The organism is Arthrobacter sp. P4_F11 (genome assembly GCF_056401395.1).
On the sequence record NZ_JBFUJK010000002.1, the window covers coordinates 124,913 to 138,850 of the forward strand.

Below are 13,938 nucleotides of genomic sequence, written 5' to 3' on the forward strand. Positions count from 1 at the left end.
TCCCTTTTCCTTCGTGCGGTCGGTACAGCCGGTCCCAGGCGGGCGCGGTTTGTTGTGGTGTGCAGATTTCAGGTGGCCTTGCGGGTGAAACTTCGGCGGACGCGGCGGGTGTGCCGCCATTGCCTGATGGCGGAGCCGATGCTCGGCGCCACCACTGAGAGGATCAGCAGCAGTCCGGTCACCGTGATGAGGACGACGTCGGACACCCGGGCCAGGCGGAGGGCGTAGTTGAGCGTGCCGATCAGCAGGACGCCGGCGATGACGCCGGGGATGGAGCCCTTGCCGCCGAAGATCGACACGCCGCCAAGCAGGACGGCGGCGATGACGGCCAGTTCCAGGCCGGAGGCGTTGTCGCTGCGGGCGCTTGTGTAGCGCAGCGTCCAGTAGATGCCGGCGAGAGCCGAAACGGCGCCGGACCCGACGTAGAGCCAGAACTTGCTGCGGGCGACGTTGATCCCCACGAAGCTGGCGGCTTCCTTGCTGTAGCCCATCGCATAGAGGCCGCGTCCGAACGGCGTGAAGTGCAGCAGCACGCCGAAGAAGACCATCACCACGACGACGCCGATCATCACCGTGGGGATGCCGGTGCCGCCGATTTTGGAGGTGAAGAAGGCGGTCAGCGCCTTGGGGAAGTTGGCCACGGCGTTGTCGCCGATGATGACCAGGGCCAGGCCGCGGAACAACGCCAGGGTGCCGATGGTGACCGCCAGGGAGGGCAGTCCGAGGACCGCGATCAGGAAGCCGTTGAACATGCCGGCGGCAATTCCTGCCAGCAGGCTGATTGCCAGGGCCAGCCAGATGTCCGTCCCGCCGGCCCAGAGGACGCCCATCAGGGCGCTGGTCAGGCCGGCGGTGCTGGCCACGGACAAGTCGATTTCGCCCGTGATGATGATCAGCGTCATCGGCATGGCAATCAGCAGGACCGGGATCACGTCCAGGAGCAGGAAGCCGGTGGTGACCGGCGAGGCGAAGCGCGGGATGGCGATGGCGGCGTAGATCAGGAAAGCAATCAGGGCGTAGATGGTGACCGCGTCACGGCCCATTAGGATCCGCGCGGCCCCGGTCCGGCCCTTCGGTTCGCTGGCCAGCGGCTTGGTGTTGTCAGCCACGGGAGCCGGCGCCGTGCTGGTGGTGGACGTGGTTTCAGACATTGCGAGCCTCGCTAATCCGCAGTTTCTTGGCTGTGCGCAGGCTGGCCACGCGGTCGATGATGATGGCGGTGAGGATCAGCACGCCGACGATCGCCTGCTGCCAGAACTTGTCCACCCGCAGGGCGGTCAGGGAGCTGGTGATGGTGGTCAGGAGCACGGCGCCGAGCGCGGCCCCGGTCACCGATCCGCTGCCGCCGAAGATGGCCACACCACCGACGACGGCGGCCGCCACTACGGTCAGTTCCATCCCGGTGCCGGTGGTGGCGCCGACGGAGTTGAAGCGGCTGGCGTAAAGCACACCGGCCAGGCCGGCGAGCGCGCCGTTGGCCAGGAACGCGAGGAACACGCGCTTGGAGACCTTGATGCCGAAGGCGGTGGCCGCGTCCGGGTCCGAGCCGATGGCGTACAGGTCACGGCCCGGGCGGGTGCCGGACATGTAGATGGCGACGGCGATCACGACGACGATGGCCAGCAGCGTGATGACGGGGAACCCCAGAAAGGTGTTCACCGAGAGGGCGCCGAACTCCTCCGGACGGTCGCCGGCGAAGTACTGCTTGCCGCCGGCCCAGGCGTTGTTCAGGCCGCGGTACACGTAGAGCGTCCCGAGGGTGATGACCAGGGCGGGTACTTTGGCGAGGGTGACCAGTGCGCCGTTGACGGCGCCCAGCAGCGCCCCGAAGGCCATGCCGATCACAAAGACTGCGATGATCGGCACGTCGGGCATGGCCGAGAAAAGGGAGCCGGTGCCGAAGGCGACCAGCCCCAGCATTGAGCCGACGGAAAGGTCGATGTTCCTGGTGATGATCAGCAGGGTCTGCCCCACCGCCAGAATCATGATGATCGTGGCGTTGAGCAGCAGGTCCTTCACGCCCTGCGCGGTGAGGAACAGCGGGTTGATCAGGTAGGTGACGAGTACCAGCAGTGCCAGCGCGACCAGCACGGGGAGTTCGCGCATCCGCAGCAGCGAGGCGACGGCGCCCCGGGCTCCGGCGTCGGGTGCCGGCGTCGTTGCGTTCTTGTGGTCCAGAGCTGAGCTCACAGGGTTCCTCCTGCGGAAGACGTGGCGGCGTGCATGACCGATTCGGGGTTCGCATCGGCACGGTCGAGTTCGGCGGTGATCCGGCCTTCGCGCATGACCAGGACGCGGTCCGCCATGCCGAGGACCTCGGGCAGTTCCGAGGAGATCATCAGGATCGCGATCCCGCGCCCGGCGAGGTCCGATATGAGCCGGTGGACCTCGCTCTTGGTGCCGACGTCGATGCCGCGGGTGGGCTCGTCGATGATCAGCAGCCGCGGGTCCGTGGCCAGCCACTTGGCGAGCACCACCTTTTGCTGGTTGCCGCCGGAGAGCGTGGAGACGGCGTACTCCTGCGAGCCGGTCTTGACCTGGAGCCGTTTGCTCCATTCCTGGGCCGCGCGCCGCTCCGCGCCCCCGTTGATCAGGCCCGCCGTCGTGTACTTGTTGCGCAGCGTGAGCGTGACGTTCCGGGCCACGGACAGGTCCATCACGAGGCCCTGCTTGCGGCGGTCCTCCGGCACGAAGCCCATGCCGGCGGTGATGGCCACCTGGGGATTCCTCGGCCTGAGCTTGCGTCCGTCGAAGGTGATATCGCCGGCGTCGTAGGGGTCGATGCCGAATACGGCACGGGCCACCTCGGTGCGGCCGGCGCCGACGAGGCCGGCCAAGGCAACGATTTCCCCGGCGCGGACCACGAAGCTGATATCGCGGAACACCCCGGCGCGGCTGAGGCCGTCCACTTTCAGGACCACGTCGCCGATCTCGGCAGGGGTCTTGGGGAACAGGGCGCCAATGTCGCGGCCCACCATCTCGCGAACGATCTGCTCGACGGTGACGTCGGCCGTGCGGTGGGTGGAGATGTACCGGCCGTCCCGCATCACGGTGATGCGGTCGCACAGGTCAAAGACCTCGTCGAAACGGTGCGAAATGAAGAGGATGCCGGTCCCGCGGTCCCGGAGGCTCCGGGCCACGGCGAACAGCCGTTCCACCTCGACGCCGCTGAGGGCTGCCGTGGGCTCGTCCATCACCAGGACTTTGGCATCCAGCGAAATGGCCTTGGCGATTTCAATGATCTGCTGGTCCGCGATGGACAGGCCTTCGGCGATGCGGGTCGGGTCGATCGGAACGCCAAGGCGCTCGAACAGCTTGCGCGCCTCCCTGACCATGGTCGCTTTGCTGATGAGCCCGAAGCGGCCCTTGGGCTGGCGGCCGATGAAAATGTTCTCCGCGACGCTCAGGTCCGGGAAGAGCGTGGGTTCCTGGTAGATGACCGAGATTCCGGCGTCCTTGCTCTCGGCAACATTGCGGAACTGGACGCTCTGGCCCGCCACCTGGAAGTCGCCGGAATCGGGGTGGTGCAGGCCTGCGAGGATTTTCACCAGCGTGGACTTGCCGGCGCCGTTCTCGCCGACGAGTGCGTGGATTTCGCCAGCCTCGATGTGGATGGTGCCGTCGGCCAGGGCGACCACCGGGCCGAAGGTCTTGGCTGCGTGGGAGAGCGAGAGGACCGGAACCTGCTCCCCCTCAGCGGGGCCGGACCGGGAACTGTGTGTCTGCTGCATAAAATTGACCGCACCTTTGGGGCTTAGTGAACTGTGCCTAGTGAACACGCAATGAATCGTTTCATAACGAGTTGTGATTTGAATCATAAGGTCTTCAAATCAACACGTCAACTGACGTCAGGCATTCGCGACGCGGCTTTTGATTCGTTTCAATGAAAGGGTTCAAAGTGGACCCCGGACGGGTATCCTGAAGTGACTATTTTGCGTACGCGCCGCCTGGCCCCAAGGGCTGCGGCGTCCACCTTCAGGAGCACAGGAAATGGTTTCAGCGAGCGTCAAGGACGTCGCGGCACTGGCCGGCGTCTCGGTGGGGACGGTCTCCAATGTGCTGAACCGGCCGCAGAAGGTTTCCGCGGAAGTTACCCTGAGGGTCCAGTCCGCCATCGACAAGCTCGGCTTCGTCCGGAACGACGCCGCGCGCCAGTTGCGCGCGGGCATGAGCCACAGCATCGGCCTGGTGGTCCTGGACGCTGCCAACCCCTTCTTCTCGGATCTGGCCCGGGGCGCGGAGGACCGCGCCGCCGCGGAGAACTTCACCGTCCTCGTCGGCAACAGCAACGAGGACGAGGGCCGGGAATCCGCGTATCTTGACCTCTTTGAGCAGCAGCGCGTGCGGGGCGTGCTGCTGTCCCCGGTAGGAAATGTGATTCCCCGGTTGGAGCAGCTCCGGCGCCGGGGCATCCCGACAGTGCTCGTGGACCGGCAGACAGAGAACACGAGCTTCTCCTCGGTGGCCGTGGACGACCTGGCGGGCGGGGAGATGGCTGCGGCCCACCTGTTGTCGCTGGGCAGACGGCGGATCGCGTTTATCGGCGGCCCGGCAAGCATCCGGCAGGTAGCGGACCGTTTGGCAGGGGCGCGGAAGGCCATCGACGCCGTGGCGGGTGCAACGCTCGAGGTCATCGCCACGGAATCCCTGACCGTACTTTCGGGCAGGGCGGCCGGCGAGTCCATCCGGTCCCGGCCCGAAGCCGAACGCCCGGACGCGATCTTTGCAGCCAACGACCTGCTTGCCGTGGGTGCCCTGCAGGGCCTGATGCTCATGGGCGGCGTTAAGGTGCCGCAGGAGATAGCCCTGGTCGGCTACGACGACATAGAGTTCGCCGCCGCCGCCGTCGTGCCGCTGTCCTCCATCCGGCAGCCCAGCGCCCTCATCGGCTCCACCGCACTGGAACTGTTGCTCCGGGAGGCGGCAGGGGAGGACGGCTTTGCACCCACCCAGGTGGTCTTTCCGCCCGAATTGATAGTGAGGGCATCCACGCAGGGCTGAAAGGAGACCCCGATGGGCAGCACAGATTATGAGTTCCGGACCGTCTGGCGGGTGGCGGGTACGCCGGAGGAGGTCGCGGCCGTCCTGGGCGATGCCACAGCCCTGCCCCTGTGGTGGCCTTCCGTCTATCTCAGCGTCGAGTCCGTGGCCGGCGGCCCGGAGCCCGGGCCCGGCATTCCGCGCCCCACGCGTCTGCACACGAAGGGCTGGCTGCCCTATACGCTCCGCTGGACCCTCACGGTTACGGAGCCAATCACCGGCCGCGGCTTCGCCCTCACCGCGGCAGGCGATCTGAACGGCACCGGCCGCTGGACCTTCGAGCCGGACGGGCCGGAAACGGTCATCACCTACGACTGGCGCGTCAGCGCCGCCAAGCCCCTGCTGCGGCGGCTGAGCTGGCTGCTGAAGCCGGCCTTCGCCGCCAACCACCGCTGGGCGATGGCCCGCGGCCAGGAGAGCCTCGCCCTGGAACTGCGCCGGCGCAGGGCCACGGCGGGGGCGCCTCGGGGCGCACGGCGGCCGGGTCAGCGGCTGTCCCGCCGCCCCCTCCGCCCACCTTTGCCTGGCTGACCCGCCGCGCAGCCCGCACGGACACGTAGACGGCTGCCTAGCGTCCGGACTTCTGCCCGGGACCTCTGCCCTTGGACTTCCGCCCTGGACTTGTGCACAACAGTAAGTCAGTGTCTCATTCACATGACCATTGAGGCGGGAGGTCATTCCACGGTTAGCTGGGTCACATCCTCGTTTCCCCGTGACCGTTCAGGACTCCTCATGACCTTGCAGAAAAACCGGCCTTCCAGCAGCGCCGCCCATTGGGACGACGTCGAGATCGGCGACGCCGTCCACCTCCACCGTGGCGGCCGCCTTGAGCACGCGGGCCTGGTCGATAACCGCACGCCCGACGGCGACGTCGTATGGGTGCTCTCCGACGGCGGGCACCGGCAGCTGTTCCACGTTGCCGACGGCTTTGAACTGAGCGTGGCAGACCCCGAAGGAGCTGGCCATGCTGGCAACTGACCGGCCAACGGCCCTGGCATGGCAGCCGGAAATCCTGTCGGGGTCCGCGGCCGGGACGGACCCCTGGGCCGCTTCCTGCCCCGACGACTGCCACTACTGCTCGGGGCCCGAGACCGACTAGGGCAGCTGCTCGCCGGCTCCGGGAAAGAGCACGCGGCGCAGTTGACCTCGGCCGATGCCGGGAAATCACAATCCGGACATCAATCGGGCTCCGTCGCAGTGGCATCGTTGACTAAGGCAACGGCGGGGATAATGGTTGAGCCATGAGGTCTCAGCGAATGAAGCACGCACTGGTTGTGACAATGGCTGCCGCGGCGGCCCTCCTTCTCAGCGGCTGCGGGGGCAGCTCGACGCAGGCCCAGTCGGCCACGTCCCCGCCCAGCCCGTCTGCCACGGAAACAAGCCAGCCGCCGGCGACGTCTCCCGCCGCGCCGGAATCCTCTGCGGCCGCCGCACCGTCCACCGCCAAGGCCGGCCCCGAGCTGTGCAAGGCCGCAAGCCTGACCGGCACCACCGACGCCACGGGCGGCGGCGCGGCCGGCAGCATCTACATGCAGCTGATCCTGACCAACTCCGGCACCGAACCGTGCCTGCTGAAGGGCTTCGCGGGCGTCTCCCTCACAGCTGGGGCCGACGGTGAGCCGATCGGCGCCGCCGCCACCCGCGACGACTCGGGCCCGGTTACCGACGTCACGCTTGCCCCGGGCAAGGCCGGCACAGCCACCCTGCGCTACACCCAGGCCGCCAACTACCCGGACTGCACCAAGACACCGGCGGCAGGATTCCGGGTCTACCCGCCCAACGACACCGCGTCGCTGTTCATCCCGCAGCAACTGGACGCCTGCGCCAACACGGAGATCAACCTGCTGACCATCGGTGCCTTCCAGCCCAAGTAACACCCGTCCCCCGCGTCTCTGCTCCAGCGTGCCGGCGCTCCCGCCCGTCCGGGAGCATCGGGCCCCCGCGGGACCCGGCGGGCGCCACGATGGGGCCCGCCGCCCCATGATGGGGCCCGGCCAATAGTGTCGGCGGGTTAGGGCATGATGGAGGAATGAAGGGGCAGGAGCTCGCCGGCGGCACACTCGCGGCCGACGCCATGGACCGGTTCAGCCGGCCGACCCGGGACTGGTTCCTGGGCGCTTTTTCCGCGCCCACCCCGGCCCAGAACGGCGCCTGGAATGCCATCTCCTCCGGTGCGCACGCCCTCGTCGTCGCACCCACCGGCTCCGGCAAGACGCTCGCCGCGTTCCTCTGGGCGCTGGACCGGTTGCTCGTCTCCGCGCCCGCAGAGCCCGACGCCCTGCCCGGCCTGGACCCGGCGGCCAAGGGCGGGCGCCGGAAGCCTGCTCAAGGCAAGGCGCCCCAGCGCAAGACCCGCGTGCTGTATATTTCCCCGCTCAAGGCTCTCGGCGTCGACGTCGAACGCAACCTCCGCGCGCCGCTGATCGGCATCACGCAGACCGCCAAACGCCTGGACCTGCCGGCCCCGCTCATTACCGTGGGTGTCCGGTCCGGGGATACGACGGCGTCGGACCGCCGCTCGCTGCTCAGCCACCCGCCCGATATCCTCATCACCACCCCGGAATCGCTCTTCCTGATGCTGACGTCCAAGGCCCGCGAAACCCTCAGCGAGGTGGACACGATCATTGTCGACGAGGTCCACGCCGTCGCCGGCACCAAGCGCGGGGCGCATCTGGCGGTGTCGCTGGAACGGCTGGACGCGCTGCTGCCCAAGCCCGCCCAGCGGATCGGGCTGTCGGCCACCGTGGAACCCAAAGAGCTGGTGGCTCAGTTCCTCGCCGGCTCGGCGCCGGTGGAAATTGTCGCCCCTCCGTCACGGAAGAACTGGGACCTGACCGTCTCCGTCCCGGTGGAGGACATGTCTGATCTCCAGGGCGCCGCCGGAGCCTTCGACTCCGGTCCGGCCTCCGGGCTGCAGCCCCAGGCCTCCATCTGGCCGCATGTGGAGGAAAAGATCGTGGACCTGGTGCTCGCCAACCAGTCCACCATCGTGTTTGCGAACTCCCGCCGCCTCGCCGAACGGCTGACCGCCCGGCTCAACGAAATCTACGCCGAGCGCCAGCTCCTGGCAGCCGGCGGCGGCTGGACGGACTTTGGTGCCGGCGCCCCGGACTTCGACGCCGGACCGAATGACGTGCCGCATGCCGTGCCGAATCCAGTGCCGTCCGGCGGCGTGGGCGTGCCGTCCGGCGGCGCCGCCACGCAGCCAACATCCACCGCCACACCGGCCCACATGATGGCCCAGGCCGGAAGCACCGCCGGCGCCGATCCCGTGCTGGCCCGCGCCCACCACGGCTCCGTGTCCAAGGACCAGCGCGCCCTGATCGAGGATGACTTGAAATCCGGTCGGCTGCGCTGCGTCGTGGCCACGTCCTCACTCGAACTCGGCATCGACATGGGTGCCGTGGACCTGGTGGTGCAGGTCGAGTCGCCGCCCTCCGTGGCCAGCGGCCTGCAGCGGGTGGGCCGCGCCGGCCACCAGGTCGGCGAAGTCTCCCAAGGCGTCCTGTTCCCGAAGCACCGGGCAGACCTGGTCCACACGGCCATCACCGTGGAGCGGATGCTCGCGGGCAAGATCGAGCGGCTGAGCGTACCGGCCAACCCGCTGGACATCCTGGCCCAGCAGACGGTCGCCGCCACGGCCCTCGGCGCCATCGACGTGGAGGACTGGTTCAACACGGTCCGGCGGTCGGCGCCGTTCGCCTCGCTCCCCCGCTCCGCGTTCGAGGCCACCCTGGACCTCCTTGCCGGGCGCTACCCCTCGGACGAATTCGCCGAACTGCGCCCCCGGGTGATCTGGGACCGGAACGCCGGGACCATCGAGGGCAGGCCCGGCGCGCAGCGGCTCGCCGTCACTTCCGGCGGCACCATCCCGGACCGCGGGCTGTTCGGCGTCTACATCATCGGCACCGAAGTCGAGGGCACCGGCGGAGGCGGCTCCTCCGGCGGCGCCAGTGCGGACGGCAGGGCAGCCAGTCCGGCCGCCGCTGCGGCCAAGGGCGGGCGCCGGGTGGGCGAACTCGATGAGGAAATGGTCTATGAATCCCGGGTTGGCGACATCTTCGCGCTCGGCGCCACCAGCTGGAAGATCGAGGACATCACGCACGACCGTGTCCTGGTCTCGCCGGCGTTCGGCCAGCCCGGCAAGCTCCCCTTCTGGAAGGGCGACTCCCTGGGCCGGCCGGTGGACCTGGGCCGCGCCCTCGGCGCGTTCATGCGCGAACTGGCGGCGTCCGACGTCGGGCCGGCCACCGAGCGGTGCAAGGCCAGCGGACTGGACGATTACGCCGCGAACAACCTGATCCAGTACCTCGCCGAACAACGGCTCGCCACCGAGGTGGTCCCCAGCGACACGACCCTCGTGGTCGAGCGCTTCCACGACGAGCTCGGCGACTGGCGCGTGGTGCTGCACAGCCCCTTCGGCATGCCCGTGCACGCACCGTGGGCCCTGGCCGTGGGCCAGCGCCTGCAGCAGCGCTACGGGATGGACGGCTCGGCCATGGCCGCCGACGACGGCATCGTGCTGCGCGTGCCCATGATGGAGGATGAGCCGCCGGGCGCCGAGTTGTTCCTGTTTGACCCGGAGGAAATCGAGCAGATCGTGACGGCGGAGGTCGGCGGCAGCGCCCTCTTCGCCTCCCGGTTCCGCGAGTGCGCAGCCCGCGCGTTGCTCCTGCCCCGGCAGAATCCCGGCAAGCGGCAGCCCTTGTGGCAGCAGCGGCAGCGTTCGGCGCAGCTGCTGGATGTTGCCCGGAAGTACCCGACGTTCCCGATTGTCCTCGAGACGGTCCGCGAGTGCCTGCAGGATGTCTACGACCTTCCGGCGCTGAAGGACATCGCCGCCTCGGTCGAGCGCCGCGAGCTCAGGATCGTCCAGACCACCACCCAGCAGCCCTCCCCGTTCGCGAAGTCCTTGCTCTTTGGCTACGTGGCCCAGTTCCTCTACGAAGGCGACTCCCCGCTGGCGGAGCGCCGGGCCGCAGCCCTGGCCCTCGATTCCACCCTGCTCAATGAGCTCATGGGCCGCGTGGAGCTGCGCGAACTGCTGGATGCGAAGGTCATCGAGGCCACCGAGCGCGAACTGCAGCGGCTGGCCCGTGACCGCCAGGTGCGCGGGCTGGAGGGCGTCGCGGACCTCCTGCGCCTCCTCGGTCCGCTCTCGCCGGACGAGGTCGCCGCCCGACTGGAGCCGGTGGCGGGCCCAGCCCCGGGAAGCGAGGCTGCCGGGACCGCCGGGACCGGCCAAGGGGGCCTGCCTGTCGAAGGCCTGCCGGCTGAGCTAGCCGAAACCCCGGAGGTGCTGCCAGCCGAAAGCCCGGCGACGGAGGCCGACGCCGCCGCCCACCTCACGGCCCTGCAGCGTGCCAACCGAGCCATCAAGGTCAACATCGGCGGAGTCGAGCGCTTTGCGGCGGTCGAGGATGCCGCCCGGCTCCGGGATGCCCTCGGCGTGCCGCTGCCCATGGGCGTGCCGCTGGCCTTCATCGAGCCGGTCGCTGACCCTCTCGGCGACCTCGTATCGCGCTATGCCCGCACGCACGGGCCCTTCACCGCCGCCGAGGCCGCGGCGCGGCTGGGACTGGGCGTCGCCGTCGTCGGCACGGCGCTGAAGCGGCTGGCCGCGGACGGGCGCGTGGTGGAAGGAGAGTTCCGCCCGCACGCTGCGCCTCCGGCGGTCACCTCGGCCAGCACGGCAGCCGGCGGTGAAGAATCCGGGGTTGAGGGTTCCGGCGTGGAGGGATCCGGCGAGGAGGCGTTCCAGCCCACTGTTTTGCCTCTCCTTTTGCCTCCGGCCAATGTGAGCGAATGGTGCGACGCCGAGGTCCTCCGCAAGCTGCGCCGCCGTTCCCTCGCCGCGCTCCGCGCCGAAGTCGAGCCGGTGGACGCCGCCGCCTACGGCCGGTTCCTGCCCGCCTGGCAGAACGTGCGCACCCCGGGCGGCCGCGGGCAGTCGGCGCTCCGCGGCCTGGACGGCATTATCACGGCCATCGACCAGCTCTCCGGCGTGCCCATTCCGGCCTCGGCATGGGAGCCGCTTGTCCTGGCCAGCCGCGTCTCCAACTACCAGCCGGCCATGCTGGACGAGCTCATGGCCGCCGGCGAGGTCCTCTGGTCCGGTGCCGGCTCGCTGCCGGGCAACGACGGCTGGGTGAGCCTGCACCTCGCCGATTCGGCCGAACTGACGCTGAACCCGTCCATCGACTTCGAACCCGGCGACGCGCAGCGACGGCTCCTCGAGCACCTGCAGAACAACGGCGGCGGCTACTTCTTCCGGCAGCTGACCGAGGTTGCCGGCGGCATGGATTCGGTGCTCAGCGACCAGGACGTGGTGGCCGCGCTCTGGGATCTCGCCTGGGCGGGCCGGATTACCGGCGACACGTTCGCCCCCGTCAGGGCCCTGATCGCCGGCGGCCACACCGCGCACCGGCAGGTGGGGCGCGCCCCGCGGGCCCGCGCGCCGCGGCTCAGCCGGCTCGGACGGGCCCACGGCACCGGCCTGCTCGGATCACCGGGACTCACCGGCGGCCGGTACGGATCCGTGACCGGCACCGCGCCCGCTCCCCCGCTCGCCGCGGGACGCTGGTCCGCGCTGCCCTCCCCCGAGCTCGATCCCACCATCCATGCGCGCGCCACCGCGGAGCTCCTGCTGGACCGCTACGGCGTGGTCACCCGCGGCTCGGTCATGGCAGAAAACATCCTCGGCGGCTTCGGCCTCATGTACAAGGTCCTTGCCCGGCTCGAGGAAGCCGGACGCTGCCGCCGCGGCTACTTCATCGAACACCTCGGTGCGGCGCAGTTCGCCGTCCCGGCCACGGTGGACCGGCTGCGGTCCTACGTCGAGGACGCCGAGTTGCACAAGGCAGAACCGGTGGCCCTGGCCCTCGCCGCGACCGACCCCGCCAACCCGTACGGCGCCGCGCTGCCGTGGCCCGCGCTCAACGTCGACGCCGGCACCGGCCACCGCCCGGGCCGGAAGGCCGGCGCCCTCGTGGTCCTGGTCGACGGCGCCCTGGCGCTGTATGTCGAGCGCGGCGGCAAGACCCTGCTCGCGTTCAGCGACGACCCCGACGTCCTGGCCGCGGCCGGCACGGCGCTGGTGGGTGTGGTGACCCGAGGCGCGGTGGACAAGCTGATCATGGAAAAGGTCAACGGCCACGGCATCCTGGACACCCCGGTGGCGGCCGCACTCGGCCACGCCGGGGCCTATTCCACCCCCAAGGGACTGAGGATCCGTGCCTGAGGGCGATTCGGTCTTCCGCGCCGCCGCACAGCTGCACGCTGCCCTGGCCGGGAAGGAACTGGTCTCCTCCGACTTCCGGGTCCCGCGCTTCGCCACTCTCAAGCTCGGCGGCTGGACCGTGGCCGAGGTGGTGCCCCGAGGCAAGCACCTGCTGATGCGTGTCCAGGGCCCGACGCCCAGAGACCGGCTCACCATCCATTCGCACCTGAAGATGGAGGGCAGCTGGCAGGTCTACCCGCCCGGGGGCCGCTGGCGGAAGCCCGGCTTCACGGCCCGCTGCGTACTGCGGACCGCCACGGCCGACGCCGTCGGGTTCTCCCTGGGCATCCTTGAGGTGGTCCGGACCGACCAGGAGGACACCATCGTGGGGCACCTCGGCCCGGACCTGCTGGGCCCGGACTGGGACGCGGCCGAGGCCGAACACCGGCTGCTCGCAGCCCCGGACGTACCGATCGGCGTCGCCCTGCTGGACCAGAGCAAGCTGGCGGGGATCGGAAACATCTACCGGTGCGAGGCCTGCTTCCTCGCGGGCGTCCACCCGGCGGCGCCCGTCTCGGCAGTGCCGGACCTTCCCGCCATCATCACCGATGCCCAGGTCCTGCTCTCCGCCAACCTCGGGCCGGGCCGGCGGACCACCGTCCTGAACGCCCGCGGCGTGCCGGTGGGCCGCACCGCCGGGCGTCCCGGCTACTGGGTTTACCGGCGCGAGCACCAGCCGTGCCTCAAATGCGGCACTCCGATCCGCCGCGGCGTCCTGGGCAAGGAGAACGGCGCCGGCACTGTCACCGAGGAACGGGACATCTACTACTGCCCCACCTGCCAGCCCCTGCCGGGCACCGGATCAGAAGGCGCCGGCTGACGGGGCCCACGGGAACTAACCCGCGTGAATCCATCGGCGGGAATCAATCGGCCGGGCCGCTGCCCGCCGCCACCGGGACCGCCACAGGTACCGCCGCCGCAGGAACTGCCGTCCCGGCTACGGCGGCTTCCGCTTCAGTTCCGGCCGCTTCAGTTCCTGCCGCCGGGACCGGACGCGCTTCCGGAACGGTGAACCGCGGCAGCAGCAACTGCACCAGGGGGCCAATGGCCAGCGCGTACAGCACCGTGCCCACACCAACCGAGCCGCCCAGCAGCCAGCCCGCGCCAAGAACCAGCACTTCAATGCCGGTGCGGCACACCCGGACCGGCCAGCCCGTCCGCCGGGCGAGGCCCGTCATGAGCCCGTCCCGTGCGCCCGGGCCCAGGCGGGCGCCGATGTAGCAGGCGGAGGCGACGCCGTTGAGCAGCACGGCCCCGACGAGCAGGCAGATCTGGCCGCCCAGATGCGAAAACTGTGGAATCAGGGCCAGCCCGATGTCCGCGAAGACCCCCACCAGCACCGCGTTGCACAGGGTTCCGACGCCGGGCCATTGCCGGAGCGGGATCCACAGCAGCAGCACCAGGAAGCTGACAACAACCACCACCGTCCCAAGGCTGAGCCCGGACCTGGCCGCCAGCCCCTGGTGGAGCACGTCCCACGGCGCCGTGCCGAGGCTGGCGCGAATGACCATGGCGAGGGAAATGCCGTAAAGAGCGAGGCCGATCAGGAGCTGGAGGAGTCTGCGGGTCAACATGGTCTCCATCCTCCACGAAAACTGGCCTTGCAATCCATAGCCAGT

The 13,938-nt window shown here is 69.6% G+C and carries 11 protein-coding genes; 7 read left to right on the forward strand and 4 right to left on the reverse strand.

Translation table 11 applies throughout. The features are described from left to right. Window positions 1–68: 68 nt before the first annotated feature. The 3 genes from AC1DRO_RS03595 to AC1DRO_RS03605 are packed head-to-tail and all read right to left on the reverse strand — an operon-like array spanning window position 69 to window position 3,731. Window positions 69–1,151: an ABC transporter permease gene (locus AC1DRO_RS03595; RefSeq protein ID WP_476860444.1), complete on the reverse strand. Its 1,083-nt coding sequence runs from the start codon at window positions 1,149–1,151 to the stop codon at window positions 69–71. Further along, complete coding sequence (locus AC1DRO_RS03600) at window positions 1,144–2,190, reverse strand: ABC transporter permease (RefSeq protein ID WP_476857786.1); 1,047 nt, start codon at window positions 2,188–2,190, stop codon at window positions 1,144–1,146. Before AC1DRO_RS03600 ends, AC1DRO_RS03595 begins: the two co-directional genes overlap by 8 nt. Further along, entirely contained in the window at window positions 2,187–3,731 is a 1,545-nt protein-coding gene (locus AC1DRO_RS03605; RefSeq protein ID WP_476949851.1) for a sugar ABC transporter ATP-binding protein, read from the reverse strand. The genes AC1DRO_RS03600 and AC1DRO_RS03605 overlap by 4 nt, the downstream gene beginning before the upstream one ends. 259 nt (window positions 3,732–3,990) lie before the next feature. Here AC1DRO_RS03605 and AC1DRO_RS03610 point away from each other — a divergent pair, with 259 nt between their 5' ends. The 7 genes from AC1DRO_RS03610 to AC1DRO_RS03640 all read left to right on the forward strand — a co-directional run bounded on the left by AC1DRO_RS03610 (window position 3,991) and on the right by AC1DRO_RS03640 (window position 13,139). Beyond that, the gene (locus AC1DRO_RS03610) at window positions 3,991–5,001 is read left to right on the forward strand and encodes a LacI family DNA-binding transcriptional regulator (protein WP_476949852.1); all 1,011 of its coding nucleotides are present in this window, start codon (window positions 3,991–3,993) and stop codon (window positions 4,999–5,001) included. Between the two features lie 12 nt (window positions 5,002–5,013). Beyond that, window positions 5,014–5,571 carry an SRPBCC family protein gene (locus tag AC1DRO_RS03615; protein WP_476949853.1) on the forward strand — a complete coding sequence of 186 codons (558 nt, stop codon included), beginning with the start codon at window positions 5,014–5,016 and terminating at the stop codon, window positions 5,569–5,571. A gap of 201 nt (window positions 5,572–5,772) precedes the next feature. Then, a complete protein-coding gene (locus tag AC1DRO_RS03620; RefSeq protein WP_476949854.1) occupies window positions 5,773–6,018 on the forward strand; it encodes a hypothetical protein in 246 nt (81 codons plus the stop codon). Beyond that, the gene (locus tag AC1DRO_RS03625; protein WP_476949855.1) at window positions 6,005–6,139 is read left to right on the forward strand and encodes a hypothetical protein; all 135 of its coding nucleotides are present in this window, start codon (window positions 6,005–6,007) and stop codon (window positions 6,137–6,139) included. Before AC1DRO_RS03620 ends, AC1DRO_RS03625 begins: the two co-directional genes overlap by 14 nt. A gap of 157 nt (window positions 6,140–6,296) precedes the next feature. Next, complete coding sequence (locus AC1DRO_RS03630) at window positions 6,297–6,914, forward strand: DUF4232 domain-containing protein (RefSeq protein WP_476949856.1); 618 nt, start codon at window positions 6,297–6,299, stop codon at window positions 6,912–6,914. Between the two features lie 155 nt (window positions 6,915–7,069). Continuing rightward, a complete protein-coding gene (locus AC1DRO_RS03635; protein ID WP_476949857.1) occupies window positions 7,070–12,280 on the forward strand; it encodes an Lhr family helicase in 5,211 nt (1,736 codons plus the stop codon). Further along, a complete protein-coding gene (locus AC1DRO_RS03640; RefSeq protein WP_476949858.1) occupies window positions 12,273–13,139 on the forward strand; it encodes a DNA-formamidopyrimidine glycosylase family protein in 867 nt (288 codons plus the stop codon). Before AC1DRO_RS03635 ends, AC1DRO_RS03640 begins: the two co-directional genes overlap by 8 nt. 43 nt (window positions 13,140–13,182) lie before the next feature. On the opposite strand, the gene yczE is transcribed toward AC1DRO_RS03640, so the two are convergent. After that, the gene (gene yczE / locus AC1DRO_RS03645) at window positions 13,183–13,893 is read right to left on the reverse strand and encodes a membrane protein YczE (RefSeq protein WP_476949859.1); all 711 of its coding nucleotides are present in this window, start codon (window positions 13,891–13,893) and stop codon (window positions 13,183–13,185) included. Window positions 13,894–13,938: the final 45 nt, after the last annotated feature.

What these genes read in the sequence shown, in the direction of transcription:
- AC1DRO_RS03595 (WP_476860444.1), bottom strand. Translation starts at nt 1,151, where the DNA reads ATGTCTGAAACCACGTCCACCACCAGCACGGCGCCGGCTCCCGTGGCT.
- AC1DRO_RS03605 (WP_476949851.1), bottom strand. Translation starts at nt 3,731, where the DNA reads ATGCAGCAGACACACAGTTCCCGGTCCGGCCCCGCTGAGGGGGAGCAG.
- AC1DRO_RS03610 (WP_476949852.1), top strand. Translation starts at nt 3,991, where the DNA reads ATGGTTTCAGCGAGCGTCAAGGACGTCGCGGCACTGGCCGGCGTCTCG.
- AC1DRO_RS03615 (WP_476949853.1), top strand. Translation starts at nt 5,014, where the DNA reads ATGGGCAGCACAGATTATGAGTTCCGGACCGTCTGGCGGGTGGCGGGT.
- AC1DRO_RS03620 (WP_476949854.1), top strand. Translation starts at nt 5,773, where the DNA reads ATGACCTTGCAGAAAAACCGGCCTTCCAGCAGCGCCGCCCATTGGGAC.
- AC1DRO_RS03625 (WP_476949855.1), top strand. Translation starts at nt 6,005, where the DNA reads ATGCTGGCAACTGACCGGCCAACGGCCCTGGCATGGCAGCCGGAAATC.
- AC1DRO_RS03630 (WP_476949856.1), top strand. Translation starts at nt 6,297, where the DNA reads ATGAAGCACGCACTGGTTGTGACAATGGCTGCCGCGGCGGCCCTCCTT.
- AC1DRO_RS03635 (WP_476949857.1), top strand. Translation starts at nt 7,070, where the DNA reads ATGAAGGGGCAGGAGCTCGCCGGCGGCACACTCGCGGCCGACGCCATG.
- yczE (WP_476949859.1), bottom strand. Translation starts at nt 13,893, where the DNA reads ATGTTGACCCGCAGACTCCTCCAGCTCCTGATCGGCCTCGCTCTTTAC.